Source organism: Pseudomonas sp. SCA2728.1_7 (assembly GCF_018138145.1).
Classification (GTDB): domain Bacteria; phylum Pseudomonadota; class Gammaproteobacteria; order Pseudomonadales; family Pseudomonadaceae; genus Aquipseudomonas; species Aquipseudomonas koreensis_A.
Genome location: NZ_CP073104.1, coordinates 1,045,443 through 1,071,363, shown reverse-complemented (window position 1 = coordinate 1,071,363; position 25,921 = coordinate 1,045,443). Strand labels below are relative to the sequence as shown.

The 25,921-nt window shown below is 58.0% G+C and carries 30 protein-coding genes; 9 read left to right on the top strand and 21 right to left on the bottom strand.

Translation table 11 applies throughout. The annotated features are described in order from the left end of the window. Positions 1 to 174: 174 nt before the first annotated feature. The 9 genes from KBP52_RS04690 to KBP52_RS04650 form a co-directional block, all read right to left on the bottom strand. A complete protein-coding gene (locus KBP52_RS04690; protein WP_008082703.1) occupies positions 175 to 405 on the bottom strand; it encodes a hypothetical protein in 231 nt (76 codons plus the stop codon). Positions 406 to 523: 118 nt separating this feature from the next. Next, positions 524 to 754 (bottom strand): hypothetical protein, encoded by a 231-nt coding sequence (locus tag KBP52_RS04685; RefSeq protein ID WP_212622206.1) that lies wholly within the window; start codon positions 752 to 754, stop codon positions 524 to 526. Between the two features lie 71 nt (positions 755 to 825). Then, a complete protein-coding gene (locus KBP52_RS04680; RefSeq protein WP_212622205.1) occupies positions 826 to 2,463 on the bottom strand; it encodes an ATP-binding cassette domain-containing protein in 1,638 nt (545 codons plus the stop codon). A 144-nt stretch (positions 2,464 to 2,607) separates the two neighbouring features. Further along, positions 2,608 to 3,645, bottom strand: coding sequence for a DNA topoisomerase IB (locus tag KBP52_RS04675; protein WP_212622204.1), 1,038 nt, complete (start codon positions 3,643 to 3,645; stop codon positions 2,608 to 2,610). Between the two features lie 72 nt (positions 3,646 to 3,717). Continuing rightward, complete coding sequence (gene modC, locus KBP52_RS04670) at positions 3,718 to 4,797, bottom strand: molybdenum ABC transporter ATP-binding protein (protein WP_116028992.1); 1,080 nt, start codon at positions 4,795 to 4,797, stop codon at positions 3,718 to 3,720. A gap of 3 nt (positions 4,798 to 4,800) precedes the next feature. Then, positions 4,801 to 5,481 carry a molybdate ABC transporter permease subunit gene (modB, locus tag KBP52_RS04665; protein WP_212622203.1) on the bottom strand — a complete coding sequence of 227 codons (681 nt, stop codon included), beginning with the start codon at positions 5,479 to 5,481 and terminating at the stop codon, positions 4,801 to 4,803. A 1-nt stretch (position 5,482) separates the two neighbouring features. Then, on the bottom strand, positions 5,483 to 6,250 hold the full coding sequence (gene modA / locus KBP52_RS04660) for a molybdate ABC transporter substrate-binding protein (protein WP_116028990.1): 768 nt from the start codon (positions 6,248 to 6,250) through the stop codon (positions 5,483 to 5,485). A gap of 171 nt (positions 6,251 to 6,421) precedes the next feature. Then, a complete protein-coding gene (locus KBP52_RS04655; protein ID WP_212622202.1) occupies positions 6,422 to 7,486 on the bottom strand; it encodes a nitronate monooxygenase in 1,065 nt (354 codons plus the stop codon). Beyond that, positions 7,483 to 7,842, bottom strand: coding sequence for a hypothetical protein (locus KBP52_RS04650; RefSeq protein ID WP_212622201.1), 360 nt, complete (start codon positions 7,840 to 7,842; stop codon positions 7,483 to 7,485). Before KBP52_RS04650 ends, KBP52_RS04655 begins: the two co-directional genes overlap by 4 nt. Between KBP52_RS04650 and KBP52_RS04645 the strand changes: the two genes are divergently transcribed. Further along, the gene (locus tag KBP52_RS04645; protein WP_212622200.1) at positions 7,841 to 8,824 is read left to right on the top strand and encodes an MDR family oxidoreductase; all 984 of its coding nucleotides are present in this window, start codon (positions 7,841 to 7,843) and stop codon (positions 8,822 to 8,824) included. The genes KBP52_RS04650 and KBP52_RS04645 overlap by 2 nt on opposite strands. Here KBP52_RS04645 and ada read toward each other — a convergent pair. The 5 genes from ada to KBP52_RS04620 form a co-directional block, all read right to left on the bottom strand. Next, positions 8,821 to 9,888 (bottom strand): bifunctional DNA-binding transcriptional regulator/O6-methylguanine-DNA methyltransferase Ada, encoded by a 1,068-nt coding sequence (gene ada / locus KBP52_RS04640; protein WP_212622199.1) that lies wholly within the window; start codon positions 9,886 to 9,888, stop codon positions 8,821 to 8,823. The two genes, KBP52_RS04645 and ada, sit on opposite strands and share 4 nt — an antisense overlap. Before the next feature lie 87 nt (positions 9,889 to 9,975). Continuing rightward, complete coding sequence (gene alkB, locus KBP52_RS04635) at positions 9,976 to 10,641, bottom strand: DNA oxidative demethylase AlkB (protein ID WP_212622198.1); 666 nt, start codon at positions 10,639 to 10,641, stop codon at positions 9,976 to 9,978. Positions 10,642 to 10,646: 5 nt separating this feature from the next. After that, the gene (locus KBP52_RS04630) at positions 10,647 to 11,357 is read right to left on the bottom strand and encodes a 2OG-Fe(II) oxygenase (RefSeq protein WP_212622197.1); all 711 of its coding nucleotides are present in this window, start codon (positions 11,355 to 11,357) and stop codon (positions 10,647 to 10,649) included. Between the two features lie 93 nt (positions 11,358 to 11,450). Next, the gene (locus KBP52_RS04625; RefSeq protein WP_193559261.1) at positions 11,451 to 11,627 is read right to left on the bottom strand and encodes a hypothetical protein; all 177 of its coding nucleotides are present in this window, start codon (positions 11,625 to 11,627) and stop codon (positions 11,451 to 11,453) included. 28 nt (positions 11,628 to 11,655) lie between these two features. Beyond that, complete coding sequence (locus KBP52_RS04620; RefSeq protein ID WP_212622196.1) at positions 11,656 to 11,958, bottom strand: DUF1883 domain-containing protein; 303 nt, start codon at positions 11,956 to 11,958, stop codon at positions 11,656 to 11,658. A gap of 210 nt (positions 11,959 to 12,168) precedes the next feature. Between KBP52_RS04620 and KBP52_RS04615 the strand changes: the two genes are divergently transcribed. Next, positions 12,169 to 12,525, top strand: a complete 357-nt coding sequence (locus KBP52_RS04615) for a hypothetical protein (RefSeq protein ID WP_077573101.1) — start codon at positions 12,169 to 12,171, stop codon at positions 12,523 to 12,525. A gap of 71 nt (positions 12,526 to 12,596) precedes the next feature. Next, positions 12,597 to 12,827: a hypothetical protein gene (locus KBP52_RS04610; RefSeq protein ID WP_008082673.1), complete on the top strand. Its 231-nt coding sequence runs from the start codon at positions 12,597 to 12,599 to the stop codon at positions 12,825 to 12,827. A gap of 3 nt (positions 12,828 to 12,830) precedes the next feature. On the opposite strand, the gene KBP52_RS04605 is transcribed toward KBP52_RS04610, so the two are convergent. Continuing rightward, positions 12,831 to 13,118, bottom strand: coding sequence for a hypothetical protein (locus tag KBP52_RS04605; protein WP_064117930.1), 288 nt, complete (start codon positions 13,116 to 13,118; stop codon positions 12,831 to 12,833). Between the two features lie 135 nt (positions 13,119 to 13,253). Next, entirely contained in the window at positions 13,254 to 13,439 is a 186-nt protein-coding gene (locus KBP52_RS04600) for a hypothetical protein (RefSeq protein WP_007912238.1), read from the bottom strand. Positions 13,440 to 13,697: 258 nt separating this feature from the next. On the opposite strand from KBP52_RS04600, the gene galU reads away from it, so the two are divergent. Together galU and gorA are read left to right on the top strand one after the other, a co-directional pair. Continuing rightward, the gene (gene galU / locus KBP52_RS04595) at positions 13,698 to 14,537 is read left to right on the top strand and encodes a UTP--glucose-1-phosphate uridylyltransferase GalU (protein ID WP_007912230.1); all 840 of its coding nucleotides are present in this window, start codon (positions 13,698 to 13,700) and stop codon (positions 14,535 to 14,537) included. A 128-nt stretch (positions 14,538 to 14,665) separates the two neighbouring features. Beyond that, complete coding sequence (gorA, locus tag KBP52_RS04590) at positions 14,666 to 16,024, top strand: glutathione-disulfide reductase (protein WP_008082669.1); 1,359 nt, start codon at positions 14,666 to 14,668, stop codon at positions 16,022 to 16,024. On the opposite strand, the gene KBP52_RS04585 is transcribed toward gorA, so the two are convergent. Next, positions 16,021 to 17,037 carry a DNA-binding protein gene (locus KBP52_RS04585; RefSeq protein ID WP_212622195.1) on the bottom strand — a complete coding sequence of 339 codons (1,017 nt, stop codon included), beginning with the start codon at positions 17,035 to 17,037 and terminating at the stop codon, positions 16,021 to 16,023. The two genes, gorA and KBP52_RS04585, sit on opposite strands and share 4 nt — an antisense overlap. Positions 17,038 to 17,214: 177 nt before the next feature. Between KBP52_RS04585 and KBP52_RS04580 the strand changes: the two genes are divergently transcribed. From KBP52_RS04580 to ahpF, 3 genes are all read left to right on the top strand, one after another. Then, positions 17,215 to 18,153 carry a site-specific integrase gene (locus tag KBP52_RS04580; protein WP_160058162.1) on the top strand — a complete coding sequence of 313 codons (939 nt, stop codon included), beginning with the start codon at positions 17,215 to 17,217 and terminating at the stop codon, positions 18,151 to 18,153. Positions 18,154 to 18,290: 137 nt separating this feature from the next. Beyond that, positions 18,291 to 18,854, top strand: coding sequence for an alkyl hydroperoxide reductase subunit C (gene ahpC / locus KBP52_RS04575; protein ID WP_212622194.1), 564 nt, complete (start codon positions 18,291 to 18,293; stop codon positions 18,852 to 18,854). Positions 18,855 to 18,978: 124 nt separating this feature from the next. Further along, positions 18,979 to 20,541, top strand: coding sequence for an alkyl hydroperoxide reductase subunit F (gene ahpF / locus KBP52_RS04570; RefSeq protein WP_137217864.1), 1,563 nt, complete (start codon positions 18,979 to 18,981; stop codon positions 20,539 to 20,541). 838 nt (positions 20,542 to 21,379) lie between these two features. Here ahpF and gloA read toward each other — a convergent pair. Next, positions 21,380 to 21,901, bottom strand: a complete 522-nt coding sequence (gene gloA, locus KBP52_RS04565) for a lactoylglutathione lyase (protein ID WP_102901879.1) — start codon at positions 21,899 to 21,901, stop codon at positions 21,380 to 21,382. Between the two features lie 139 nt (positions 21,902 to 22,040). Between gloA and KBP52_RS04560 the strand changes: the two genes are divergently transcribed. Further along, the gene (locus KBP52_RS04560; protein ID WP_212622193.1) at positions 22,041 to 22,559 is read left to right on the top strand and encodes a DUF4946 domain-containing protein; all 519 of its coding nucleotides are present in this window, start codon (positions 22,041 to 22,043) and stop codon (positions 22,557 to 22,559) included. A 218-nt stretch (positions 22,560 to 22,777) separates the two neighbouring features. Here the strand turns inward: KBP52_RS04560 and KBP52_RS04555 are convergent, their stop codons facing one another. The 3 genes from KBP52_RS04555 to KBP52_RS04545 form a co-directional block, all read right to left on the bottom strand. Then, the gene (locus KBP52_RS04555; protein ID WP_077573093.1) at positions 22,778 to 23,143 is read right to left on the bottom strand and encodes a histone-like nucleoid-structuring protein, MvaT/MvaU family; all 366 of its coding nucleotides are present in this window, start codon (positions 23,141 to 23,143) and stop codon (positions 22,778 to 22,780) included. Between the two features lie 234 nt (positions 23,144 to 23,377). Then, positions 23,378 to 24,913 carry a cyclic diguanylate phosphodiesterase gene (locus tag KBP52_RS04550; protein ID WP_212622192.1) on the bottom strand — a complete coding sequence of 512 codons (1,536 nt, stop codon included), beginning with the start codon at positions 24,911 to 24,913 and terminating at the stop codon, positions 23,378 to 23,380. Between the two features lie 116 nt (positions 24,914 to 25,029). Beyond that, a complete protein-coding gene (locus KBP52_RS04545; protein ID WP_077573091.1) occupies positions 25,030 to 25,899 on the bottom strand; it encodes a LysR family transcriptional regulator in 870 nt (289 codons plus the stop codon). Positions 25,900 to 25,921 lie beyond the last annotated feature (22 nt).

Sequence of the window (25,921 nt, the reverse complement as noted above, 5' to 3'; positions counted from 1 at the left end):
GGGTGAGAGGGGTGTTTTGCAAAGGAGTGATTTCACTGTAGACGCGTAGATGTGATCGTTATGTGAAAAAGCGCAATCCCGGGAAGAAAATAAACATCTCGGACAGGCAAATGCGCGGTGACCTGTGTGTCACCGCTTCTGAGGCGAATTCCTGAGACCTTGGCGAGGTCGCTGTCATCTGAACCGTGGCAGTGGCCGATCGACAGGCTTGAGCGCCGACAGCGTATTGCGAATCAGCGGAGCATCCTTCTCGATGTCGTTCAGCCGGTCACGGATGCGCAGGGCGGTAGGGTGTCCGCCTTGGTGGTCGACCCAGTCGGCGATCTCTTTGCAGGCAGCCGCGAGGCGGGCTTGCCGAGCGTCGAGCAGGGTGAGGAGGGTGGTGATGGACTCTTTTTCGGACATGGAACACCTCCGTTCTATGAAACCTGAGCTGCAGCAAAAAGCCCGCGTGTTGCGAGCCTTATGCCGTGGGGTGCTGCTCCTTCAGCTGGTTTCAGTATAGACCCGCTTCCGATCGGCATCAGATTGAAGACTGGCGGGCCGGTGATGGGGAACTGGCTGCGTTGAGGCGTTTGCATTCACGTCGTGCGTCCTCTTCCGCGTCGTAGCCATCGCCGATGAAACCGTCAGTACGCGTGTCGCAGATGCGAAACCAGCTCTGCGCTTTGGCGGGATCATGCTGGCTGTCACCGGCGCGTCGACCGTAAATAATGATCTTGTTGCAACGCTTCACGACGAAAATGTCTTCCATGGCGTCACCGCAGCTGATTCGTGTCAGATCAACTATAGAAGCCCTCGGCAATCGTGCAAAAAATACACAGCTCAGCTCGTCGGTTGCCATCGCCAGCCTTCAGGGTGCCAGGTCAAATGATGGCTCGGGTTTAATGCATGAAGAAACTCTTGATCGTGGGAAACCGCGACAATCGCACCGGGAAAGTTCTGCAGGGCTTGTTCGAAAGCTTCCACCGACGCCAGGTCCAGATGATTGGTCGGTTCATCCAGCAGCAGTAATTGCGCGGGCGTCTGGCGCCACAACGCCAACGCGAGGGCTGCCTTCAAGCGTTCGCCGCCACTGAGTGAGGCGCACGGCCGGGTTACACGCTGCGCATCCAGTTGCAGTTGCGCGAGGTAGCTGCGCAACGTGCCTTCGCTCAGGGGCGTTTGCTGTGCCAGCAATTGATCGACAATCGATGTACCGGGATCCAGCAGTTTCAACTGTTGATCGAGAAAGGCGAAAGGCACATGCGTGATGCACTCGCCACCCACAGGCGCCCACTCGCCGGCCAGCAGTTTCAACAGCGTCGATTTACCACAACCGTTGGGGCCGCTGACAGCGATGCGCATCGGCCCTTGAATGGCGAGGTCAAGCCGAGAGCTGGGCGCATCCGCTGACAACCAAGGCAAACAGGCGTCGATCAGCGTGCACACACGGCGGTAACTCGGAACCGCACTGCCCGGTAGATTGATCAGCACGCCGTCGTCCGGCTGGACGTTTGCGTACGCCTCACGGACGCGTTCATCCAGATCGGATTTGCGTGCCTGATGGCCGACCTTTACGTGTCCCATGATTTCCCGCGCGGCCGCTTTCATCGCCGCCCGCTCGAAGCCCGTGACGTTGGCGGTTTGCGCATTGCGCCGGCTGCCCGCCGCGTGGCGCTGGATGGTGTCGTGCTCGCGTTGTAACCGTGTGCGTTCGCGCTGACGCTCGGTGCGAGCCTGATCGAGTTGCGCCTGTGCTGCCTGTCGATGTATTCGGCGCTGCTCGGCAAACTCCGAAAATCTTCCGCTGAAAACGCTTGCCCCCGTAGGTGAAAGTTCGACGATTCGCTGCATCTGCTCGAGTAATTGGCGATCGTGACTGACGATGATCAGTCCGCCACGCCAGCGTTCCAGCGCGCTCCTCAGCCATTGCCGACCGGCGTTGTCGAGGTGGTTGCTCGGCTCGTCGAGTACCAGCAATTGCGCCTGACTCAACAGTGCGCCGATCAAGGCAATTCTGGCCTGCTGACCACCGCTGAGATTTTCGCTGAGATCCGAAGTGGTGATATCGGTTAGCCCGGCCTCATCAAGCATCTGCCGCAAGCGCTCCGCCAGATCCCAGCGTTCGCCGATGAGGTCGAAATCGTCGGTTATGGCACAGCCGAGTTTCAGTCGTTCCAGCGCGCTGAAAACTGTGGCCGTTCCTGTCGCCTCGGCTACGGTTTGCCCAGATGTGGTGACGAAAGTTTGCGCGACGTAATGCGCGGAAGCTGAGCGTGCCACGCTGCCGGAAGTGGGCTGCAAATGCCCGGCGATCAAGCGTGCGAGCACACTTTTGCCAACACCATTATGCCCGACGATAGCGGTCGGTTGACCATCAAAATTGAGGTTCAGGGCTTCGAACAGTGTTGCGCCGTTGGCAAACTGAAAACCCAGTTGATTCAGGGATACGAGCGCGGGTGTACGCGAGACGTGAGTCATCGGCACCTCGAAAAAATGTCGTGAAAACTGACAAGCGCCTGAAGCGGCGTGTCGCGATTACATTTTTAGAAGGCTGGATTGTTCACTTCTGCAGTCGTCCGGAGGGTGAGAAGGTGGCTAGCCTAGACGACGCTGTGCAGCGGATCAAGGCACGTCGGTCATTTCGCTCATTCGCTCAAGAAACATCGCCAACGCCACTTCCTCGGCACGCAAGCCCTTGCGCACGCGCGGACGTGGCAGTTCAGCGAGGGCGCCGAGCATGAATTTTTCCACTACGGCGGGGTGGATGTAGCATTTTCGGCAGACCGCCGGGGTGTTGCCCAACTGCTTGGCGACGCCTTTGACCATCTCCACCACATGCCGTTTGGCCTCGGTTTCGGACTCCCATTGCAACTCGCGCAACACCGCCAGAGCCAAAGCGCTACCGGCCCAGGTGCGGTAATCCTTGGCGGTGAAATCGGCGCCGGTCAGGGTTTGCAGGTAGGCGTTGACGTCGGAAGAACTGACGGTGTGTCGCTCGCCGTTTTCATCCAGATACTGGAAGAGGTTCTGCCCGGGAATTTCCAGACAACGCTTGATAATGCGCGCCAGGCGTCGATCCTTGACGGTGATCTGGTGTTCGATGCCGCTCTTGCCGCGGAACTGAAACAGGATCGCGCTGCCGTTGACCTCGACATGTCGGCTGCGCAGGGTGGTCAGGCCATAGGAGCGGTTATCTCGGGCGTATTGTGTGTTGCCGACCCGAATCAGCGTGGCGTCGAGCAGGGTGATCACCGTGGCCATGACCTTGTCGCGACTGAAGCCGGGCGCCGCCAACAACGCTTCCAGTTGCTTGCGCAGTTTCGGCAAGGTCAGACCGAACTCGCGCAGTCGCGAATACTTGTCGGCATCGCGCACTTCGCGCCAGCGCGCGTGATAACGATATTGCTTGCGGCCACGGGCATCACGGCCGGTGGCTTGCAGATGACCGCGCGGGTCGGGGCAGATCCACACGTCGGTATAGGCTGGCGGCACCGCGAGGGCATTGATGCGTTTGATTTCGTCCGGATCGTTGATGCGTTGGCCTGAAGGTTCGAAATAGCTGAACTTGCCGCGCAGTTTTTTGCGGGTGATACCGGGCTGGGTGTCATCGACGTAATGCAGGTCGGATGGCAGTTCGGCAATCAGCTCGGTATCGGGCATGGCGGTTTCCTTCGGTGGCGCGACGGTCTGTAAAACCATTGACCGCACACCGCTGCCGTGGTGCCGAATGATTTAGGCGAGGACCGCGACCGCTTTGATCTGCGCCCACAATAACTGGCCCGGGTGCACGGCCAATTGATCTCTGGAATAGCGGGTGATGCGCGCGACTAACGGGGTGCCGCCAGCATCGAGACGAATCAGCACGTGGGCGGCGTTGTCTGCCGACTGCTCGCTGACCACCGTGACCGGCAGTCGATTGAGAATGCTGCTGAACTCGCTGTTCTGCAGTGTCAGGCTGATATCCCGGGCGTGTACTTTGCAACGCAGTGTCTGGCCGATCTTCATCGGTGCATGTGTGACGCGAATGCTCATCTCGGTAGCTGGTAATTGCAGGCTCAGCAACTGATATTGCGCATCGTAAGCGCTGACCTGGCCTTCAATGATCACACCGGCGTCATCGCCCATCGCCATTGGCAGATCGAGACGCGCGAGGGTTTCACCGATCGGGCCGCTGGCCAGCGCTTTACCTTCGCTGAGTAACACCAGATGGTCAGCCAGCCGCGCGACTTCGTCCTGCGCATGGCTGACGTACAGCAGCGGAATATCCAACTCGTCATGCAGGCGTTGCAGGTATGGCAGGATTTCACTTTTGCGCTGACTGTCGAGGGCCGCCAGGGGTTCGTCCATCAGCAGCAGTTTCGGGCTGGTCAGCAGTGCGCGGGCGATGCCGACGCGCTGGCGTTCGCCACCGGACAAATGCTGCGGATGACGTTCGAGCAAATGGCCGATGCCCAGAAGTTCGGTGGCCTGGGCCATGTCGACCCGACGCTGTGACTTGGCAATGCGCTTGAGGCCGAACTGCAGATTGGCCAGCACCGACAGGTGCGGAAACAGGCTGGCTTCCTGAAACACATAACCGAGCGCGCGTTTGTGTGGCGGGACGAAAATGCCGTTGTCGCTGTCCTGCCAGACTTCGTCGTTGATCTGGATGAAGCCATGTTCAGCGCGTTCAAGCCCGGCGATACAGCGCAGGCAGGTCGTTTTACCCGAGCCGGAGTGCCCATAAAGCGCAGTAACGCCACGGCCGGGCAAGTTCAGGTCGACATCGAGGCTGAAGCCCGTATAGGCCCGTTTCAGACGTACATCAATCATCGATCAGCTCCAGCCTGCGCGGGTCTTGCGGCTGGAGTACAACGCCAGCAACACCAGAAACGAGAACACCAGCATCGCCCCGGCCAGCCAGTGAGCCTGTGCGTATTCCAGCGCTTCGACGTGGTCGTAGATTTGCACGGAAACCACGCGGGTCTTGTCGGGAATGTTGCCGCCAATCATCAGCACCACGCCGAATTCACCGACGGTATGCGCGAAGCCGAGGATCGCCGCCGTGATAAAACCGGGGCGCGCCAGCGGCAAAATCACGCTGAAAAAAGTGTCCCACGGATTGGCGCGCAAGGTCGCGGCGACTTCCAGTGGGCGGGTGCCGATCGCCGAGAACGCGTTCTGCAACGGCTGCACCACGAACGGCATGGAATAGATCACCGAACCGATCACCAGGCCGGTGAAGCTGAAGGTCAAAGTGCCCATGCCCAGCCATTGGGTAAATTGGCCGAGAAAGCCGTGCGGCCCCATCATCAATAACAGATAGAAACCGATCACGGTCGGTGGCAACACGAGGGGCAGGGCGACGATCGCCCCGATCGGGCCGCGCAGCCACGAGCGGGTGCGCGACAACCACAGGGCAATCGGAGTGCCGATAACCAGCAGGATCACGGTGGTCAGGGACGCCAGTTTCAGGGTCAGCCAGATCGCCGCGAAATCGGCACTCGTCAGCGACATTTTAGAGCTGGTAACCGTAGGACTTGATCACCGCAGCGGCTTTCGGGCCTTTGAGGTATTCAACCAAGGCTTTGGCAGCGGCGTTGTCTTTGCCTTTGTTCAGAATGACCGCGTCCTGTTTGATCGGGTCGTGCAGGCTCGCAGGGACGATCCACGCCGAACCGCTGCTGACTTTGCCGTCCTTGTAGATCTGCGACAGGGCGACAAAGCCCAGTTCGGCGTTGCCGGTGGAGACGAATTGGTAAGCCTGCGTGATGTTCTGGCCTTCAACGATCTTGGCTTTGGTGGCTTCGGTCAGTTTGAGTTTTTCCAGCACTTGCGTGGCTGCCAGGCCGTAAGGCGCCGCTTTCGGGTTGGCGATGGACAGGTGCTGGTACTCGTTGTTTTTCAGCACCTCGCCTTTGGCATCGACATAACCTTCTTTCGCCGACCACAACGCCAGGGTGCCGATGGCGTAGGTGAAGCGAGAACCTTTGACGGTGTCGCCTTCTTTTTCAAGTTTTTCCGGGGTGGTGTCGTCAGCGGAGAGGAACACTTCAAACGGCGCGCCGTTTTTGATCTGAGTGTAGAACTGGCCGGTTGCACCGTAGGCTGCGACCAGTTTGTGCCCGGTGTCTTTTTCGAAATCGGCGGCGATGGCCTGGATTGGTGCGGTGAAGTTGGCTGCAACAGCTACCTGTACTTCATCGGCCTGAGCCGCGCCGATGGCGAAGACGGCGAGCAATGAGGCCAGACAGGTAGGGGCAAAACGTGAGGCACGAGTGGTCATGTAACAGCTCCGTTGTTGGCGGGTGCAGGGGGCAGTTATTGTTGGAGGTGGACTGCGCCGATGCGAGGGGGTGAATTCGCTATATAGCGGAATATATAGCGAAATGCCGCCAAACAGGAAGTGTTGGTTGAAACCCGTGTGAGGATGCCTGAATTCTCACAATGGGCAGCTTCAATGACGAGTAAGTTTTGCCAGCGCACCTTCAGCCAGTTGCCGGGTCAGTTCAGCGCTACCAATGTCTTTGCCCAAGGTGAATGCCTGACCGGCCCAGAGGTTGGCAAACTCTGCCTCGTTGATCGCTCGCAACGGCATCAGCGCACCACCGGCCAAAGGAAACGCCGGTGCTTTCGGCGACATCGGTCCCAGCTCACGCATGACGCGGTTGAGAATGCCCCGCGCCGGCCGCCCGGTGAAAATATTGGTGACCGCGGTTTCGCTTTCCTTGGCGGTGCGCAACGCTTTGTGGTGAGCGGCGCTGACTTTGGCTTCCGGCGTGAACAGATAGGCCGTGCCGACCTGAACCGCCGATGCGCCCAATACAAGCGCCGCCGCCACGCCGCGTGCATCGGCAATAGCCCCGGCGGCAATCACCGGCACTTTAACCGCATCGACTATCTGAGGCACCAAGGCGAACGTGCCGACCTGACTGCTCAGGTCATCACTGAGAAACATGCCGCGATGGCCGCCGGCCTCGTAGCCCATGGCAATAATCGCGTCGCAGCCATGCTGTTCCAGCCAGATCGCTTCATCGACAGTGGTAGCCGAGGAGAGGATTTTCGCCCCGGTTGCCTTGACCCGATCCAGCAGTGATTTCTCTGGCAGGCCGAAGTGGAAACTCACGACTTCAGGTCGAAATTCTTCCAGCACCTCGCAGGCTGCCGCATCGAACGGTGCCCGGTTGGACACGGGTGTCGGTGCAGCGAAATCCACGCCCAGTTCGCGGTAATACGGTTCCAGCAAACTCTTCCAGTCACGCGCACGTTGCTCATCGACTGCCGGTGGCTGGTGGCAGAAGAAGTTGACGTTGAATGGCTTGTCGGTGTGTTGGCGAATGGTTTTCAGCTCTTCGCGCAATTGCTCGATGCTCAGCATGGCTGCCGGCATCGAACCCAGGCCGCCGGCGTTGCAGACGGCGATGACCATGGACGAATTCGTCGCACCGGCCATCGGGCCCTGGATGATCGGCAGTTGAATGCCGAGCAGGTCGAGAATGCGCGTGTCTGGCCATTGGCTCATGAGGGAAGTTCTCCGAACGGTGTAGCGGGCAGGGGGCATAGCCGGTTTTTAGCAGCAAAACCGGATTCGGGGCCAGTTCGAAATTCAGAACAACCCGTGCAGTTTTTCAGCGTCGATGAAATCCGCCGTTCTCCGGCCTTAAGAAGCGTGATGAAAATTGCTGGTACGCCGGTGGTCGCGGCAATGGCGGACTCTTTAAAAATTTCGGCGAAACCACGACCGTCAAAAAAGCATAGTCGCCCGCCATGGAAATACTCGGTGGATTCGGCGATTGGCGCAAAGTCGAATGTGGCAGGGTGTTGCGATGTGGTATTCCAAGGCACGACATTCTGAAAACAGTCATGCGAGGCAGTCATGTTCAACGCCATTGTGATCGACAAAGACGACAGCGGTTATCGCGCCAACCTGCAGCAGATCAACGAAGAGCAATTGCCCAAAGGCGATGTCACCGTCGCTGTTGCGTATAGCACGCTGAACTTCAAGGATGGTCTGGCGATTACCGGCAGCAGTCCGGTGGTGCACAAGTTTCCGATGGTGCCGGGGATCGACCTGGCGGGCACTGTAGAAGCCAGTTCGCATCCCGACTATAAGGTAGGTGATCAGGTGGTGCTCAATGGCTGGGGTGTCGGCGAAAATCACTGGGGCGGTCTGGCGCAGAAGGCGCGACTCAATGGCGATTGGCTGATTCCGTTGCCCAAAGCCTTTACCGCGGCGCAAGCCATGGCCATCGGTACGGCTGGGTATACGGCGATGCTGTGCATTCTCGCGCTTGAGCGTAATGGCGTGACGCCGGATCAGGGTGAAGTGTTGGTCACGGGGGCCAATGGTGGCGTTGGCAGTTTCGCCATCGCTTTGCTGAGCAAGCTCGGCTATCGCGTCGTCGCATCCACCGGCCGTGTTTCCGAGCATGAGTATCTGAAGCAGTTGGGCGCCGGTGAAATCATCGACCGCGCGACCTTGTCAGCGCCCGGCAAGCCACTGGCCAAGGAGCGCTGGGCAGCGGTGATCGATTCGGTCGGTAGTCATACTTTGGCCAATGCCTGCGCGAGCACTCGATCGGAAGGCACCGTCGCCGCTTGTGGTCTGGCGCAAGGCATGGATTTCCCGGCTTCGGTGGCACCGTTCATTTTGCGTGGCGTGACCCTGGCCGGCATCAACAGCGTGACCCAGCCCAAGGCTCGTCGTCTGGAGGCGTGGGATCGTTTGGCCAGGGATCTGGATTTCTCCTTGTTGGCCTTGATCAGCCATGAAATCGGCCTGAGTGAGGCCATCGATGCAGCGCCAAAATTGCTCGCCGGGCAACTTCGCGGACGGGTTGTGGTGGACGTCAATCGTTAAGCCTGGGTCTCGCGTTCCAGCAACTGACGCTTGCGCTCAACCCCCCAGCGGTAGCCCGAAAGATTGCCATCGCTGCGCACCACGCGGTGGCACGGGATCGCCACCGCCAGACGGTTGGCCCCGCAAGCCTGCGCCACCGCGCGCATGGACGTCGGTGCGCCGATGCGCTGGGCAATTTCGGCGTAACTGGCCGTGTGGCCCGCCGGAATTTCCCGCAGCGCCTGCCACACGCGCTCCTGAAACGCCGTGCCGCGAACGTCCAGTGGCAGATCGAGACCAAGCGCCGGGGCTTCAATAAATCCCACAACCTTGGCGATCAATTGCTCGAACCCGGCATCGGCGCCGATCAGGTTGGCTTGGCGAAACTGATCCTGCAGATCGCACACCAGTTGATGCGGATCGTCACCCAACAGAATCGCGCACACCCCGCGCTCGCTTTGCGCCACCAGAATCGCGCCGAGCGAGCATTGGCCAACGGCGAAGCGGATGTCGTTGTTCTTTCCGGCATCGCGATAGTCGCCCGGTTTCATGCCCAGCAAATGATCCGCTGATTCATAGAAACGGCTGTTGGAATTGAAGCCCGCGTCGTACAGCGCATCCGTCACCGAACCACCGTCTGCCAGGCGCTCACGGACTTTGCGCGAGCGATGGGCCGTTGCGTAGCCCTTGGGCGTCAACCCTGTCGCGGCTTTGAATACGCGATGGAAATGAAACGGACTCAGGCCGGCGGTTTTTGCCAGTTCGTTGAGCGCCGGCAACGTCTCGGCGGATTCGATATGGCGGCAGGCAATGGCGACGGTCGCGGCATGCTGCGCGGCGACATCACTCTGATCCTTGCTGGTTCGTTTGCTCGGACGATAGCCGGCAGCTTCGGCCTGCTCAGCGGTATCGAAAAACTCCACGTTCTGCGGTTTCGGCAAGCGCGAGAGGCTGCTCGGGCGGCAGTAGATGCCAGTGGTTTTCACCGCGTAGACAAATTGCCCGTCCGCCTGTGGATCTCGCGCAACCACGGCGGCCCAGCGTGGATCGTTTTCGGTGTTGAAGGTGGTCGAAAGCGTTTTCATGAGGGGTTATCCGTTGACCTGTTTGATTCAGGTTAACCAGCGTCGCAAGGCACAACACTCCGGGCCTTGCGGTCAAACTTTTGCAGGTTATCCGGCGACGCGAAAGGTCAGATTGATCCGCTGTTCACCCAGACGTGGATGCCGACCCTGCTTGATCGGCAACACACCGTGATAACGCAAGCGATCAACGCCGCCCCAGACCACCATGTCGCCATGCAGCAAGGCAATGCGCTGGCTCTTGTCGCTGCGATTGAAGCTGCCAAAGAGGAACATCGCCGGCAACCCGAGTGACAGCGAAACGATCGGCGCGCTGTAGGCTTTTTCGTCTTTGTCCTGGTGCAATGACATCTTGGCGCCGGGGACATAGCAGTTGATCAAGCAGGAATCAGCGTTGAAGTCAGCAAATCCGGCTTGCGCCGCTGCCGAGTTTGCCAGCGCCGAGAATACTTCCGGCATCGCTGGCCATGGCAAATCACTGAGCGGATCGACGCTTGAGTAACGATAACCGTGGCGATCAGTGATCCAGCCCAGAGCGCCGCAACTGCTGGTGCCTACCGACATGCTGAAACCACCCGGCGTAACCATGTGGCGCAAGGGCGCGGCGGCTAGAATCGCATCCAGCGCCGGCAGAATCTGCTCGATCAGCGGCAGGGCGAAACCATGCAGCACCGACGATTGCTCGCCAATCTGTTCGGTGCGGGGGCGTTGCTCGGATTCATGATCGGCGAACAGATCGAAAGTGTTCGGGTGCATGGTGGTCAGGTGGCGTCGTGAAAGATGATGCCTAGGGTATGCCTTTTTCCACTGTGCAGGCGACTGACGCCATGACGCATCGTCACCCGATAATCACCGCGCACGCCTTTGACCGGGCGCTGGTTGACGGCAAAGATTACTGCGTCACCTTTCGTCAGGTTCAGCACGTGAGGTCGGGATTGCATGCGCGGGCGTTGTTCGGTGAGCACGAATTCTCCTCCGATAAAGTCTTGCCCGGGTTCTGACAGAAGAATCGCCACTTGCAACGGAAAAACCGATTCGCCGTACAGGTCCTGATGCAGGCAGTTGTAGTCCTGCGGGCCGTACTGCAATAGCAGAGGAGTCGGGCGGGTCTGACCGGCGGCATGACAGCGCTGTAGAAATTCGGCGTGATCCAGCGGAAAACGCTCGGTCAGGTTCATGCGTTCGTACCAGCGATTGGCCAACGTAACCAGGCGCGGGTACAGCGCGCCGCGAAGGCGTTCTACCGCTGTCGGCAGGGGGTAACGAAAATATTTGTACTCGCCGCGACCGAAACCGTGGCGGGCCATGATGACCTGCGAACGAAACGGTTCGGTCTGCGGATACAGCGCACTCAATTGATCACAGGTTTCGACCAGCAGCAGCGAACGGATGATCGCGTAGCCGTGCTGATCCAGTTGCTGCTCAAGGCTTGCCCAGTCGAGTGAATCCAGCCGGGAAGGGGACATCGACATGCTGACTCCTTGACTCATGGTCGAAGAAAGTCAGTCTAGGCAGGGCCTCGCGGCAGAACACTCCGCCGCTTGCGGTCAAATTCCTGTCGATACTTACAGCGCTTTGCTGACGGCGATGTCGCTGATCACGTCTTCAGACGAGCCGTGAAGCGCATCCAGAGCAGCCTTGGCTTCTTCTTCAGTGCCGTTTTCCAGTTGCGCGAACTCGAAGCGGCGTTCACCGTTGAGTTTGTACTTGATGACGTATTTGGTCGTTTGGGCCACGGTCATGCATTCCTTTCTGGTTGGACGGCGTGTCTCAGCTGAGTTTGGTGCTGGAACGACGGATGATCTTGATCGAGTGGGTCAGCGTCGGCTTGCGCGTGACGCTGATCGGCCGACGGTTGACGGTGTCGATGGTGATGTTCCAGAAACCGGTGCTCGGCGCGGTGATACGGGCCGGGAAGGTGTCGAAGGCGCCGCCGTGATAGGTGTGACGGCCGCCATTCTTGAAGCTGCGGAAGTTGGCGTCGTTCATCAGACGGATGTTGCACATTTGCGAGCATTGGATGACGACGATGTCGTCTTCGTTGAGGTGTTCGCGCTGGTGAATGTATTTCATGGGCGCCTCCAGAAGGGCTTTTTCTACAAAATCAAAACGATAGCTTGTAATTGCGCGCAGTTTATCAGCCCGCACGGGTTATTATCTGGCCGTCGGGCGTTGGTTTGACAATTTTGAACAGATATTCGCAATCGGATGCGGGTTAAATGCAGAAGGCCCCGGAGAAAAACGGCATTTGTGCTGTCGGACGGTCTTTAACGGAGGTTTTGTATGAAGTGGGGTGTGGTGTGTCTGCCGTTGGTTCTGGCTGTGGCTGGTTGTGCGAGTGTTTCCGAAATCAATGAAACGCTGCCGACCATGAGCGTGATCTCCGGCAAGAAACCCCATGAATATGCCCAGTGTCTGGCCGAGAAACTGGCAGACAGCCGCGGCGCGCTGCAAGTGCAGCCGCACAAGGACGGGGTTCGGGTCATCGTGCCGGGGAAACTTTCTACCGGTGCGGCAGCGGTGTTTGATATCGAAGATCGCTCCGGCGGCAGCAGCATCAAGCTGCATGAGCGCATGTCGAATGTGCCGGTTCGCCCGCGTGACGTGCAAAAGGCCGCCAATGCGTGTATTTCCGGCTGATAGACTGGCAGTCATCAGCACCGATGCCGTCGCAGTCATGCTGTGACGGCATTTTCATTTCTGGAGTCGCGATGAAGCGAGAGCAAGTACGGGAGCGCCACGTAGAGGGCCTGATCTCTGCCACCCATGTCATCCAGAACCCGGCGAATCCGGGTGAGTGGATCGTGTTTTTCAAGAAGAGCGCCGGCCGCAGTTACTTTCTGGTCGACGATAACGACGAAGTCGAATCCTTCAACCGCCTCGACGATCTGATCGAAGTGGTGCGTGGACTTGGGATCAAATTCGCCGAAATTCATATGTAAGGTCTATTTGCAGACCACGACAACGCTGCGGTTCTTGTAATTGCCGACATCGACGCCCAAGGTTTTGTCGCTCTCTTTGGGCTGGGGCGTGCCGTCAGTGCCAACGATGCGATAACCGGTGCCCGCGCAGGACGCATCGGCTTTTTCATAGCAGGTCGCCCAGGAGTTGGCTTCGCCGGAGCAATCGATCGACAGCCCCTGTTCGCCGTTGTTCAGGTACGTGGGTTGAGAGGTGGCACAGCCGGCCAGTGCCAATACCGCAATCAGCGGCAGGAATTTTTTCAGGGTCATGTTCATGGTCTTCAGCGAGGGGGACTAGACGCTCTGACAGCGCCGGTGTGAAAAGGTTATAGCGTTTGGCCACTTGTTTGTACGTGGGCACAAAAAAGCCCTGCTCAAAGGCAGGGCTAGGCATATCGCAGCAGATCAGTCCTGATCTTTGCCACGGCGCTTGGCCGATGCCGGAGTGTCGGTGAACACGGAAGCAACATCGGTCGCCATTTGCTCGCTGTCGAAAGGCCCGGCGATGTGCTCGCCATTGGTGGTGGTCAGGGTCCACTTGCCGTCTTTCTTGTCGATCACATACCCGTTGATGATTTTTACCGCGGCCATCTATCTGTCTCGTTCGCTGGTTCAAAGGCGCCATGATACCGGCAAATGCTCGCATTGGGGGGCGATGAGCGTATGGTGATTCAGTTTACCGGCAGCTTTGAGCTACGCTGATCTGGCTGCGCCCGGATGTCGATGGAACTATCGGCGAGAATATTTCTCTATGTTGGCATCGGTTAGCCAGTGCGGGGCATTGTAAGGTGCACGCCGCCTGATTAGACTGCGCCGAAACTCGTACACACAGCCCTTTCAAGGACTTATATGATCAAGAAATGCTTGTTCCCAGCAGCCGGTTACGGTACTCGCTTCCTGCCAGCGACTAAAGCCATGCCTAAAGAAATGCTGCCGGTGGTAAACAAGCCACTGATCCAGTACGGCGTTGAAGAAGCTCTGGACGCTGGCCTGACGGAAATCTCCATCGTCACCGGTCGTGGCAAACGTGCTCTGGAAGACCACTTCGATATCAGCTACGAGTTGGAAAACCAGATCAAAGGCACCGACAAAGAGAAATACCTGGTCGGCATCCGCAAACTGCTCGACGAGTGCTCGTTCTCCTACACCCGTCAGACCGAAATGAAAGGTCTGGGCCACGCGATCCTGACCGGTCGCCCGCTGATCGGTGACGAACCATTCGCCGTGGTCCTGGCGGACGACCTGTGCGTCAACCTCGAAGGCGACGGCGTGCTGACCCAGATGGTCAAACTGTACAAGCAGTTCCGCTGCTCGATCATCGCCATCCAGGAAGTCGATCCGCAGGAAACCAGCAAGTACGGCGTGATCGCCGGCGAGATGATCCGCGACGACATCTACCGCGTGCACAGCATGGTCGAGAAGCCAAAACCGGAAGATGCGCCGTCGAACCTGGCGATCATCGGTCGTTACATCCTGACTCCGGACATCTTCGACCTGATCGAACAGACCGAGCCAGGCAAGGGCGGCGAAATCCAGATCACCGACGCCCTGATGAAACAAGCCCAGAACGGCTGCGTCATGGCCTACAAGTTCAAAGGCAAGCGTTTCGACTGCGGTGGCGCTGAAGGCTACATCGAAGCGACGAACTTCTGCTTCGAGAACTTCTACAAGACTGGCAAGGCTTACTAAGAGCGCTTGATTGGTTTGCAAGAAAAACCCGCTTCGGCGGGTTTTTTCATTTTACGCCCCCATATGACTGGCAGTGCTTGCCCAATGGGTGTCTGCAGGTATGCTGATCCCCTGCCGAGGAGATAGAAATGGCCTACGATTTTGACCTTTATGTGATTGGTGCCGGTTCCGGCGGTGTGCGCGCTGCGCGTTTTGCGGCCGGTTTTGGTGCGAAAGTGGCGGTGGCGGAGAGCCGTTATCTGGGCGGGACCTGTGTCAACGTTGGCTGCGTGCCGAAAAAGCTGCTGGTGTACGGCGCGCATTTCGCCGAAGACTTCGAGCAGGCGTCCGGTTTTGGCTGGAGCCTGGGTGAGGCGAATTTCGACTGGGCGACCTTGATCGCCAACAAGGATCGCGAGATCAATCGCCTCAACGGCATTTATCGCAATCTGCTGGTCAACAGCGGCGTGACCTTGCACGAGGCGCACGCGAAAATCGTTGGTCCGCATGAAGTCGAAGTGAATGGCGAGCGCTTTACCGCGAAAAACATTCTGATTGCTACCGGTGGTTGGCCGCAGATTCCGGAGATTCCGGGGCGCGAGCACGCGATCGGTTCGAATGAGGCGTTCTTCCTCAAGGAGCTGCCAAAGCGTGTGCTGGTGGTTGGCGGCGGTTACATCGCGGTCGAGTTTGCCGGGATTTTCCACGGCCTCGGCGCCAATACGACGTTGTTGTATCGCGGTGATCTGTTCCTGCGCGGCTTCGATGGTTCGGTGCGCAAGCATTTGCAGGAAGAACTGACCAAGCGTGGTCTGGATCTGCAATTCAATGCCGACATCGCGCGTATCGACAAGCAGGCTGACGGCAGTTTGAAAGCCACCCTCAAGGATGGTCGTGAGCTGGAGGCAGATTGCATTTTCTACGCCACTGGCCGGCGTCCGATGCTCGACAATCTGGGCCTGGAAAACACCGATGTGCAGCTCACTGACAAAGGCTTCATCAAAGTCGACGAGCAGTATCAGACCAGCGAGCCATCGATTCTGGCGCTGGGCGATGTCATCGGTCGTGTGCAACTGACGCCCGTGGCGTTGGCGGAGGGCATGGCCGTGGCGCGGCGTCTGTTCAAGCCTGAGCAATACCGTCCGGTGGATTACAAGATGATCCCGACGGCGGTGTTCAGCTTGCCAAACATCGGCACAGTCGGTTTGACCGAAGAAGAAGCGCGCGAAGCTGGCCACGATGTAGTGATCTTCGAAAGCCGTTTCCGACCGATGAAGCTGACTTTGACCGAGTGTCAGGAGAAGACCCTGATGAAGCTGGTGGTCGACGGCAAGACCGACAAAGTCCTCGGCTGTCACATGGTCGGCCCGGACGCTGGCGAGATCGTTCAGGGTTTGGCGATTGCGTTGAAGGCTGGCGCGACCAAGCGTGACTTCGACGACACGATCGGGGTACACCCGACGGCCGCCGAAGAGTTTGTCACCATGCGTACGCCGGTCGGCGCTTAAGCGTCTTTCGGTTTGGCCGAGTCTGGCGCTGCCGCAACGGTAGCCGCCAGACGCTGGCTTTCTTCCAGGCTTGCCTGAGCCTTGTTCAATTCCTTCTCCAGTGACTGGTTGAGCAGCGTCTGCTCCTCGACGCTCTGTTTGAGTGTCTGGCTTTCCAGCGCCGCTACTCGCAGGCGTTCCTGGAGGAGGGTGCGTTCGCTGTCGACGCGGGTCGCTTGTTCGAGCAGTTGATCCTGGCGCTGATTGCTCTGCTTGAGCTGGTCCTGCATCAGGCTCAGTTCACGCTGCGTGCCACGGTTTTCCGTGAGCAGGCGTTCGTTGTCGCGGTGCAGTTGCGTGATCTCGTCCTGGCGGACCAGCGCACTTTGCTGCGCCTGACGCAACTCGGCCTGAATCTGCTGCACCTGTGCTTCGTGACGGCTCTGTTCCTGCTCGCGCTGCTCTTTGGTGGCGTTGCGATAGTGCTCCAGTGCATCGCGAGCGTGCAGGTGTTTTTCTTCCAGTGAGCGGATCTGCTCGTCCTTGTCCTGCAAGCGCAATTCAAAGTCGGCCAGTGCCTGATTCAGCCCGGCATTACGGGTCTGTTCGGTTTGCAGCATCGACCGTGTGTTGCCAAGCGCTTCGGACTCACGCGCCAGTGCCGCGCCCTGAATGTCGTGATCGTGTTCGAGCTTTTCCAGCGCCTGGCGAGTCTGTTTCAGCTCCGACTCCAGTGCTTCGCGCTGTTCCTCGAACTGCTCGCGGGCCTGCTCGATAGGCTCTTGCGCCTGTTCTTTGAGGCGTTGGGCGAGGCGCGAGACGAGGGCGCTCAGCTCGTCATCAATGGGCTCTGCCGAGGCTTCAACCGGCTGCGCGCCGTCATCCAGTTCTTTCAAATAGCGATGGATCGTGGTTTTCGAGCCGGTGTTGCCCATTTCAATGCGTACTGCATCGATGCTCGGGTGTTCGCCACGGGCGAGGATTGCTGTGCGCGCGATCTGCACCAGGGCTTTGGTAATGCCGCCACGGGCCATGTGAACTCCTACGGTTACGTACTGTGGTACATGCCACTAAAGTACGCAGTGTACCATTCAGAAAATAAAGGTAAACCTTTGATAATAAAGACACGGGATATACTGGTATTACCCAGTGTCAGACGGCAAAATGCGTTTCTGCATCCCTGTCTCAGTACGCCAGCGAGAAAACAGCCCATGAGCGATCTGGATCGCTATCTGCAAGCCGCCACCCGTGACAACACCCGCCGTAGCTATCGCGCGGCTATTGAGCATTTCGAAGTGAAGTGGGGCGGGTTTCTGCCGGCGACGGCTGATAGCGTTGCGCGTTATCTGGTGGCGCACGCCGAAGAGTTGTCGATCAATACGTTGAAGCTGCGGCTATCGGCGCTGGCGCAGTGGCACAACAGTCAGGGCTTTGCCGATCCGACCAAGGCGCCGGTGGTGCGTAAGGTCTTCAAGGGGATTCGCGCGTTGCACCCGGCACAGGAGAAACAGGCAGAACCGTTGCAGTTGCAGGATCTGCAGCGAGTGATTGATTGGCTCGAACATGAAGTACAAACCGCGAGAGAGCAGCAGGATCGGCCCTTGCTCCTCAAGGCTTACCGTGATCGCGCACTCATTCTGCTGGGCTTCTGGCGCGGCTTTCGCAGCGACGAGTTGTGCCGCTTGCAGATCGAGCACGTGCAGGCGCACGCCGGCAAAGGCATCACCTTGTATTTGCCGCGCAGCAAGGGTGATCGAGAAAACCTCGGGCAGACTTATCAAGCGCCGGCGCTGCTCAAGCTCTGCCCGGTGCAGGCCTACATCGACTGGATCACCGAAGCGGCGCTGGTGCGTGGCCCGGTTTTTCGCAGCATCGACCGCTGGGGCAATCTGAACGAGGAGGGGCTGCATGCCAACAGCATCATTCCGCTGCTGCGCCAGGCGTTGCAGCGCGCGGGCATTGCCGCCGAAAACTACACCAGCCATTCCTTGCGTCGAGGTTTCGCAACTTGGGCGCACCAAAGTGGCTGGGATCTGAAATCGTTGATGAGCTACGTCGGCTGGAAGGATATGAAGTCCGCGATGCGCTATGTTGAAGCCAGCCCATTCCAGGGGATGGCTCGGATTACGGATAAACCGGCTACGTCGTAGAGATCGTTTTCTTCTATTAATACAGTCAGCTAATAGCGAAAACAAATCAGCAGCATCAGGTTTGCCAATGAGCCATCCGTCGAGTGAGTGGGTAGGATTCACCCATCAACTTCATAACCCCTGACGGAGAGTCATCAATGCCTATCATCAACAGCCAAGTAAAACCGTTCAAAGCTACCGCGTTCAAAAACGGCGACTTCGTTCAAGTCTCGGACGCTGACCTGAAAGGCAAGTGGTCGGTCGTGTTCTTCTACCCAGCCGACTTCACCTTCGTTTGCCCAACCGAGCTGGAAGACCTGGCTGACAACTACGCTTCCTTCCAGAAACTCGGCGTAGAAATCTACAGCGTTTCTACCGACACCCACTTTGCCCACGCTGCCTGGCACAACACTTCGCCAGCCATCGGCAAAATCGAATACACCATGATCGGCGATCCGACCCACGCCATCTCCCGCAACTTCGACGTGCTGATCGAAGAAGTTGGCCTGGCTGACCGTGGCACCTTCGTGATCAACCCTGAAGGCCAGATCAAAATCGTTGAACTGAACGATGGCGGCGTTGGCCGTGACGCTTCCGAGCTGCTGCGCAAGATCAAGGCTGCTCAGTACGTCGCTGCTCACCCAGGCGAAGTTTGCCCAGCCAAGTGGAAAGAAGGCGAAGCCACTCTGGCACCGTCCCTGGACCTGGTCGGCAAGATCTAAGTCTGTGACACGCAACGCAGGGCGGTACGCCGCACCTTCTTAAGTACGCTGCACCGCCCAATAAAAATGCCCGGGCGAGATTCGCTCGGGCTTTTTTTCGCCTCAAATAAAGGAAATCGCCCGTATGTTGGACGCCAATCTTAAAGCCCAGTTGAAATCGTACCTGGAACGGGTCACCCAGCCGATCGAGATCGTTGCCTCCCTCGACGACGGTGCGAAATCCCGTGAAATGCTCGAACTGCTGAAAGACGTTGCCAGTCTTTCGAGCCAAATTACTTTGATCGACAGCGGTGACGATGCTCGTAAGCCATCGTTCTCGATCAACCGCCCGGGCGCCGACATCAGTCTGCGTTTCGCCGGCATCCCGATGGGCCACGAATTCACTTCGCTGGTGTTGGCCTTGCTGCAAGTCGGCGGCCACCCATCCAAAGCCAGTGTTGAAGTGATCGAGCAGATCCGCTCGCTCAAAGGCCAGTTCAGCTTCGAGACGTACTTCTCGCTGTCCTGCCAGAACTGCCCGGACGTGGTTCAGGCGCTGAACCTGATGGCCGTGCTCAACCCGAACATTCGCCACGTCGCCATCGACGGCGCGTTGTTCCAGGACGAAGTCAACGATCGCAAGATCATGGCCGTGCCGAGCATCTATTTGAACGGTGAGAACTTCGGTCAGGGCCGCATGGGCCTGGAAGAGATTCTGGCCAAACTCGACACTGGCGCGATCGAGCGTCAGGCCGAGAAAATCAGCGCCAAAGAGACTTTTGATGTACTCGTCGTCGGCGGTGGCCCGGCCGGTGCTTCGGCAGCGATTTACGCTGCACGTAAAGGCATTCGCACCGGTGTTGCGGCTGAGCGTTTCGGCGGGCAGGTGCTCGACACCATGGCCATCGAGAACTTCATTTCCGTACAGGAAACCGAAGGGCCGAAACTGGCCACAGCGCTGGAAGAACACGTCAAGCAGTACGACGTCGACATCATGAACCTGCAACGCGCCGATAAGCTGATCCCGGGCAAAAACGGCGAGCTGCACGAAGTTCGCTTCGCCAGCGGCGCGACCCTCAAAGCCAGAAGCGTGATCCTGGCGACCGGTGCGCGCTGGCGTGAAATGAACGTGCCGGGCGAGCAGGAATACCGTAACAAAGGCGTGGCGTACTGCCCGCACTGCGACGGTCCGCTGTTCAAAGGCAAGCGTGTCGCGGTGATTGGCGGCGGTAACTCCGGCGTTGAAGCAGCCATCGACCTGGCAGGGATTGTGTCGCACGTAACGCTGCTGGAGTTCGACGTACAGTTGCGCGCCGACGCCGTATTGCAACGCAAGCTGCACAGCCTGCCGAACGTCACCGTGATCACCAGTGCGCAAACCACTGAAGTCACTGGTAATGGCGAGAAGGTCAACGGCCTGCGTTACAAGGATCGCACAAGTGACGAGCTGCGCACTGTCGAGCTGGAGGGGATCTTCGTGCAGATCGGTTTGCTGCCGAACACCGACTGGCTGAAGGGCACTATCGAGCTGTCGCCACGTGGCGAGATCATTGTCGACAACCGTGGTGAAACATCGATCCCGGGGATCTTCGCTGCCGGTGACGTGACGACTGTGCCGTACAAGCAGATCGTGATTGCGGTGGGCGAGGGTGCCAAGGCTTCTTTGAGTGCATTTGATCACTTGATCCGCACTTCGGCTCCGGCATAACTGCCACGCCAGAAATGAAAAAACCCGTGAGCGATCACGGGTTTTTTTTATTGCGCGCAAAAAGCGGCCCCTCACCCCAGCCCTCTCCCGAAGGAGAGGGAGCCGACCGAGGTGTCTGGCGCTGTCCGTCGACCTGAACGATCCAGTCGATTATGGATTCAATGCCAATCGTTCAGTCGATGAGCCTCCGCAATACCACCCAATCAGCTCCCTCTCCCTCCAGGAGAGGGAGAGGGAGAGGGAGAGGGAGAGGGAGCCGATCGAGATGTCCGAAGTGGGGTGTCGATCTGTAAGACCTGATCGATTATGGGTTCAATGCCAATCGTTCAAGTCGGCGTAATTCTCCAATATCCCCCAATCAGCTCCCTCTCCCTACAGGAGAGGGAGAGGGAGAGGGAGAGGGAGAGGGAGCCGATCAAGATGTCCGAAGTGGGGTGTCGATCTGTAAGACCTGATCGATTTTGGATTCAACGCCAATCGTTCAGGTCGGCGTAGTTCTCCAATATCCCCCAATCAGCTCCCTCTCCCTCCAGGAGAGGGAGAGGGAGCCGATCGAGATGTCCGAAGTGGGGTGTCGATCTGTAAGACCTGATCGATTTTGGATTCAACGCCAATCGTTCAGGTCGGCGTAGTTCTCCAATATCCCCCAATCAGTCCCCTCTCCCTACAGGAGAGGGAGAAGGCGCCGATCAAGACGTCCGAAGTGGGGTGTCGATCTGTAAGACCTGATCGATTTTGGATTCAACGCCAATCGTTCAGGTCGGCGTAGTTCTCCAATATCCCCCACTCAGTCCCCTCTCCCTCTGGGAGAGGGTTAGGGTGAGGGGCTTTTCAGCTTTTACAGCGGCGCCGGCTGAATGATCTCGACCCAGTAACCATCCGGATCCTTGATGAAGGCCAGGCTTTTCATACGACCATCGGTCAGGCGTTTCTGAAAGTCGCAACCCAGCTCTTCAAAGCGTGCGCATGCTGCCACGATATCCGGAACCGAAATGCAGATATGGCCAAAACCACGCGGATCGGTATTGCCGTTGTGATAGGCGAAATCGGCGTCGTTCTCGGTGCCATGGTTATGGGTCAGTTCGAGGATGCCTGGAATCGACTTCATCCACTCGGTGCGCGCAGCGGCGTCGGCCGGGATCTGTGCCTTGTCGACCAGTGCGAGGAAGTACAGGCTGAACTCGGCCTCGGCGAAGTCACGCTTTTCAACCAGCGAGAAACCCAGCACGCGGGTGTAGAAGTCCAGGGATTTGCTGATGTCTTTGACACGCAACATGGTGTGGTTGAAAACGAAGTTTCGGGTTGCGCTGTCTGGCGTAGCGGTAACGCCGGGGAAAGTGTTGAGTTCGTGCAGGCTCATGGGCCCTCCAATAACTATGGGCGAGTGAATGGGCGCAATGATACGCATGCCTGTCGGCATCGCCAAATGAAAGGGCAGACTTGCCCTGCGTGCGGGCGAGCCTCAGACTTTACTGCTCAATCTGCGAGTGCGTCCGGCAATGATCCGACTGTTCAAATCCATGTTTGTTTTTTCTTTATTGTCGCTTGTGGCGGTGTGCGCGTCAGCGGACGAGCCGAGCATCACCTGGCCGGTCGGTTGGCAAGTCGAGGCGCTGCCTGAGTCATCTCCACAGGTTTCCCGTCAGCGGGCGGTCAAGAACGACGCCGATGGCAATCAGGTGATGGTGATGGAATTGACCATGACTCAGGTTGAGGAAGGTCATCAGGTCAATCTGCAAGGTGTGCTGCTGGAAATGCGCAAGTCGATACAGAAGGATTTCTTCCAGACCGGCTACCAAAGTGTCTGCAACAAAGTGCATCCGGCCACGCTGGGTACTTTGTCAGCACTGGAAACCACTTGCACGATCACCGAAAACGGTCGACATGTGTTGTCGCAAACCTTGGTGGCGGCGGTCGAGGCGAACAGGGCTTATGTTCTTTCCTACGCTGGGCAGGCAGAGGTTTATAAGGCGAGCGCAGACGAGATAGTGGCGGTGAGAAACAGCTTGAAACTTTAAGTCGCTGTACTCTTCATGGCTTGATTAGATACCCGAAGGGATTAAGCATAAAGTTTAACGCAGGGCTGCGATCGCAACATTGCGCAGCAAAATGTTTAGCGGGCTGACTCAGCAACGTTACAGAAAAGTCGAAAATTGTTAGATGAAATTCATTTCATTTGTTAGATATTGTCAATAAAAAAGCCCTGCATCATGCAGGGCTTTTTTTTGGCGTCGGATTAACCGCGCAACCAGGAATCAACGGTGGCTGCACCGTATTGTTCCTTCCAGGCTTTCAGGCCACGGTGGTTGCCGCCCTTGGTTTCGATCAGTTCACCGGTGTGCGGGTTGTGATAAACCTTGACCACACGAGCGCGGCGGGTTTTAGGCGCTGCAGAGGTCTGCAGACCGGATTTTGCCGGGTTCGGATCGAGAATGGCGATGATGTCTTTCAGGCCTTTGCCGTAGTGTTTCATCAGCCCCTGGAGCTTTTCTTCGAATTCGATTTCTTTCTTGAGCCCGGCATCGTTCTTCAGCGATTCCAGCTGCTTGAGCTGTTCCTGAAGGGCCTTTTCAGCTGCACGAAATTCAGCGAGTCTGGACAATATCTTTACTCCAATAGTGTATTTGGCTGATACCAACCGCAAACAAAGCTGTAAGCCAAGAGCCTTGAAGCGACTCGGTGATAAATGGCTCACCTGCCAATCTTGCTCAGGTTGAAAAAATTGTAGTAGTTAATGCGCCAAGAGTAAATCCTGATGTTGTCTTCATGTAACAACCGCGGTCTTTTGTATCAATTTGGTGCGTCTGGTCGGTACGCTCGTCTTAATCCGACTTAGTTAATGGTGAGTTAATGCGCTGATGAAGTCCGCCGCCGGCATCGGTTTGCCGAACAGGTAGCCTTGCAGAAAGTTGACATGATGTGCGGTCAGATAATCGGCTTGCGCCTGGGTTTCGACACCTTCGGCAACAATACCCAAATCAAGCTTGGCCGACAGTTCGATAATGGTATCGAGAATGTGTCGGGACAGCGCATCGATGCCGATCATGGCGACAAAACTCTGATCGATCTTGAGGAAATCCACATTGAATTTGCGCAAGTAGCCGAGGCTAGAGTGGCCGGTACCGAAGTCGTCAATCGCGATCTTCACGCCCAGCGCGTGCAGTTGCTCGAACAGTTTCCGGGTAATGTCGGTCGGCTCGATCAATTCGCGCTCGGTCAGCTCCAACACCAGGCTGATGCTGTCGGGCGCGAACGCGGCGAGAAACGTTCGGCAGTCCTCCACCAGTTCCAGGTCCTTGCAATGGCTCGCGGTGATATTGATGCCGATATGAAACGGCGGGGTAAACGTTGAGGACAGCGGCCCCAGCAGCGCTGCGGTTTGTTGCATCAGTGCGCGAGTCATCGGCACGATCAACCCCGAATGCTCGGCGAACGGAATAAACAGGTCCGGGCGCACCAGACCTTCTTTGGGATGAGCCCAGCGCATCAACACTTCGGCCCCCGACCATGCCTTACTGTCGCCATGCACCACGGGCTGAAAGTAAGGAATGAACTCGCCTGCCTCGAGCGCCCGAAGCATCTCGTGGCTCGGAGACGTAGAGCGCTTTTGCAAGGCATGGCCGATGGCACCCGACACCACGCCAAAAAAGATCAACAGACTGAACAGCGGCGGGTATTCATCGGCCATGTAGCGCCAGATTTCGCCCTCGGGAAACCCTGCAGAAACGCTGAACGCATAACGCGAAGAATCCAGTGTGTGTTGTGCTATCGGCAACGCGGGGAGGGCGCCGGTGTGTACTTTGCCGTCGGCCGACAGCCAGTTGTCGCCCACTTGCAGCACCAGCAACATGTGCCGGCCGATCAGACGCAACATGTTGCTTAGATGATAGCCGTCGAGTGTTGTCAGGGCGCCGCCGCGACCCTCGCTGAGCCGATAGACCAGCAGAGCGGTGTTGGGTGTCACCGGATTGCCATTCATCAGCCACAACTTGCCCTGGTTGTAGTCGCCCGCGTTGACGGCTTCTTTATAGTCGCCAAACAACGAGCTGCAATAGAGATTGTCGTCCCACACCAGATTGGTCGAGCGCACGAACGGGCGGCGGGTTACTTGTTCGCGTAAAGCGAGTTTGACGTTCTCACACGTCTGGCCGGCCAGTGGCAGTAATTCACGGGCTGCCTGGGCGGTGTTGTCGAGCATCAATTCGAACTGGCGCAATGCCTCTTCGGCAGTCTGTTGTGAACCCTGTTCCAGCGTGCGTTCGGCCTGCATATAGAGAATCGCGCTGCCCAGCAGCACCGGAAGTAAACCGCAGAGCAGTGTAAATACGATGCGGGTGCTGCGCTTGCGGCGGGGTCTGACGGTCAACGGCATGAGCGCATCCTGTCGCGGTGGAGTGGGGCTCTCGAATGCAGGCCGGAAACGGCGCGCCGCTGAAAACCGATCAGCCAGAGGGGAGGATAGATGGCCGAAGGCGCTTGCGCCGCTCATCAGTGCTTCATTCGCGTTGCCAACTCGATAAAGGCCAGAGTCGCGGGTGACGCCTGACGCTGATCGAGGACGGCAAGTCCAATCTGACGCAGCACGGCGGGCAACAACGGCTTCTTCACGTAGCGAGGCGTGGCTTCCTCCGGCAAAGACCCTTCGGCAACAATCGTGATGGCATCGCCACGGCTGACCGTGTCGAGAGTGCTGAGCAGTTGCGAGCAGCGATAGCGAATGTTCGGTTGCAAGCGCGCGGCCATGAACAGTCGCGACACCAGTTCCGCAGAACCGGCCTCGGTCAGCACGAACGGGGTGTCGCACAAGTCCTTGAGGCTCAACGCCGACCGTGCTGCCAGCGGATGGCTGACAGGGAGCAGGGCAACCATCTGATCTTCGAGCAAGGCAAACGTGTCGAAGCGCTCTTCGGGCAACACCACAAAACCGATGTCGATCCGCCGCTCCTCCAGCCATTGAGTCACTTGCCGGTCCGGGCCTTCATCAATGTGCACTTCGATGCCCGGATGCGCTTCTCGATAGCGTCGCAGGATATTGGGCAACAGTTTTATCGACGAAGTTGGCCCGAACGAGCCGATGCGCAAGGTGCCGCTTTTCATCCCGCGAGCATCGGCGGCCTCCTGGCGCAAAGTGTTGGCCAGACCGAGCATGGCGCGGGCGCGCAGCAACAATTGCTCGCCGATATCGCTGAGTTCCACTGGCGACTGATGTCGACGCAGCAGTTCAACACCCAGTTCCTGCTCCAGCGACTTCATTGCGTGGGATACCGCTGACTGCGAAATCCCCAGCCGATGGGCCGCGAGGGTGAAACCGCGCAGTTCGGCGACCAGCGAGAAAATCTCCAGTTGCGTGAGGGTCATGAGTGTTTGCTCATTTTACGAT

Excerpts from the sequence above, each read along its gene's own strand:
- KBP52_RS04690 (WP_008082703.1), bottom strand. The coding sequence starts at position 405 with ATGTCCGAAAAAGAGTCCATCACCACCCTCCTCACCCTGCTCGACGCT.
- KBP52_RS04685 (WP_212622206.1), bottom strand. The coding sequence starts at position 754 with ATGGAAGACATTTTCGTCGTGAAGCGTTGCAACAAGATCATTATTTAC.
- KBP52_RS04680 (WP_212622205.1), bottom strand. The coding sequence starts at position 2,463 with ATGACTCACGTCTCGCGTACACCCGCGCTCGTATCCCTGAATCAACTG.
- KBP52_RS04675 (WP_212622204.1), bottom strand. The coding sequence starts at position 3,645 with ATGCCCGATACCGAGCTGATTGCCGAACTGCCATCCGACCTGCATTAC.
- modC (WP_116028992.1), bottom strand. The coding sequence starts at position 4,797 with ATGATTGATGTACGTCTGAAACGGGCCTATACGGGCTTCAGCCTCGAT.
- modB (WP_212622203.1), bottom strand. The coding sequence starts at position 5,481 with ATGTCGCTGACGAGTGCCGATTTCGCGGCGATCTGGCTGACCCTGAAA.
- modA (WP_116028990.1), bottom strand. The coding sequence starts at position 6,250 with ATGACCACTCGTGCCTCACGTTTTGCCCCTACCTGTCTGGCCTCATTG.
- KBP52_RS04655 (WP_212622202.1), bottom strand. The coding sequence starts at position 7,486 with ATGAGCCAATGGCCAGACACGCGCATTCTCGACCTGCTCGGCATTCAA.
- KBP52_RS04645 (WP_212622200.1), top strand. The coding sequence starts at position 7,841 with ATGTTCAACGCCATTGTGATCGACAAAGACGACAGCGGTTATCGCGCC.
- KBP52_RS04650 (WP_212622201.1), bottom strand. The coding sequence starts at position 7,842 with ATGACTGCCTCGCATGACTGTTTTCAGAATGTCGTGCCTTGGAATACC.
- ada (WP_212622199.1), bottom strand. The coding sequence starts at position 9,888 with ATGAAAACGCTTTCGACCACCTTCAACACCGAAAACGATCCACGCTGG.
- alkB (WP_212622198.1), bottom strand. The coding sequence starts at position 10,641 with ATGCACCCGAACACTTTCGATCTGTTCGCCGATCATGAATCCGAGCAA.
- KBP52_RS04630 (WP_212622197.1), bottom strand. The coding sequence starts at position 11,357 with ATGTCGATGTCCCCTTCCCGGCTGGATTCACTCGACTGGGCAAGCCTT.
- KBP52_RS04625 (WP_193559261.1), bottom strand. The coding sequence starts at position 11,627 with ATGACCGTGGCCCAAACGACCAAATACGTCATCAAGTACAAACTCAAC.
- KBP52_RS04620 (WP_212622196.1), bottom strand. The coding sequence starts at position 11,958 with ATGAAATACATTCACCAGCGCGAACACCTCAACGAAGACGACATCGTC.
- KBP52_RS04615 (WP_077573101.1), top strand. The coding sequence starts at position 12,169 with ATGAAGTGGGGTGTGGTGTGTCTGCCGTTGGTTCTGGCTGTGGCTGGT.
- KBP52_RS04610 (WP_008082673.1), top strand. The coding sequence starts at position 12,597 with ATGAAGCGAGAGCAAGTACGGGAGCGCCACGTAGAGGGCCTGATCTCT.
- KBP52_RS04605 (WP_064117930.1), bottom strand. The coding sequence starts at position 13,118 with ATGACCCTGAAAAAATTCCTGCCGCTGATTGCGGTATTGGCACTGGCC.
- KBP52_RS04600 (WP_007912238.1), bottom strand. The coding sequence starts at position 13,439 with ATGGCCGCGGTAAAAATCATCAACGGGTATGTGATCGACAAGAAAGAC.
- galU (WP_007912230.1), top strand. The coding sequence starts at position 13,698 with ATGATCAAGAAATGCTTGTTCCCAGCAGCCGGTTACGGTACTCGCTTC.
- gorA (WP_008082669.1), top strand. The coding sequence starts at position 14,666 with ATGGCCTACGATTTTGACCTTTATGTGATTGGTGCCGGTTCCGGCGGT.
- KBP52_RS04585 (WP_212622195.1), bottom strand. The coding sequence starts at position 17,037 with ATGGCCCGTGGCGGCATTACCAAAGCCCTGGTGCAGATCGCGCGCACA.
- KBP52_RS04580 (WP_160058162.1), top strand. The coding sequence starts at position 17,215 with ATGAGCGATCTGGATCGCTATCTGCAAGCCGCCACCCGTGACAACACC.
- ahpC (WP_212622194.1), top strand. The coding sequence starts at position 18,291 with ATGCCTATCATCAACAGCCAAGTAAAACCGTTCAAAGCTACCGCGTTC.
- ahpF (WP_137217864.1), top strand. The coding sequence starts at position 18,979 with ATGTTGGACGCCAATCTTAAAGCCCAGTTGAAATCGTACCTGGAACGG.
- gloA (WP_102901879.1), bottom strand. The coding sequence starts at position 21,901 with ATGAGCCTGCACGAACTCAACACTTTCCCCGGCGTTACCGCTACGCCA.
- KBP52_RS04560 (WP_212622193.1), top strand. The coding sequence starts at position 22,041 with ATGATCCGACTGTTCAAATCCATGTTTGTTTTTTCTTTATTGTCGCTT.
- KBP52_RS04550 (WP_212622192.1), bottom strand. The coding sequence starts at position 24,913 with ATGCCGTTGACCGTCAGACCCCGCCGCAAGCGCAGCACCCGCATCGTA.
- KBP52_RS04545 (WP_077573091.1), bottom strand. The coding sequence starts at position 25,899 with ATGACCCTCACGCAACTGGAGATTTTCTCGCTGGTCGCCGAACTGCGC.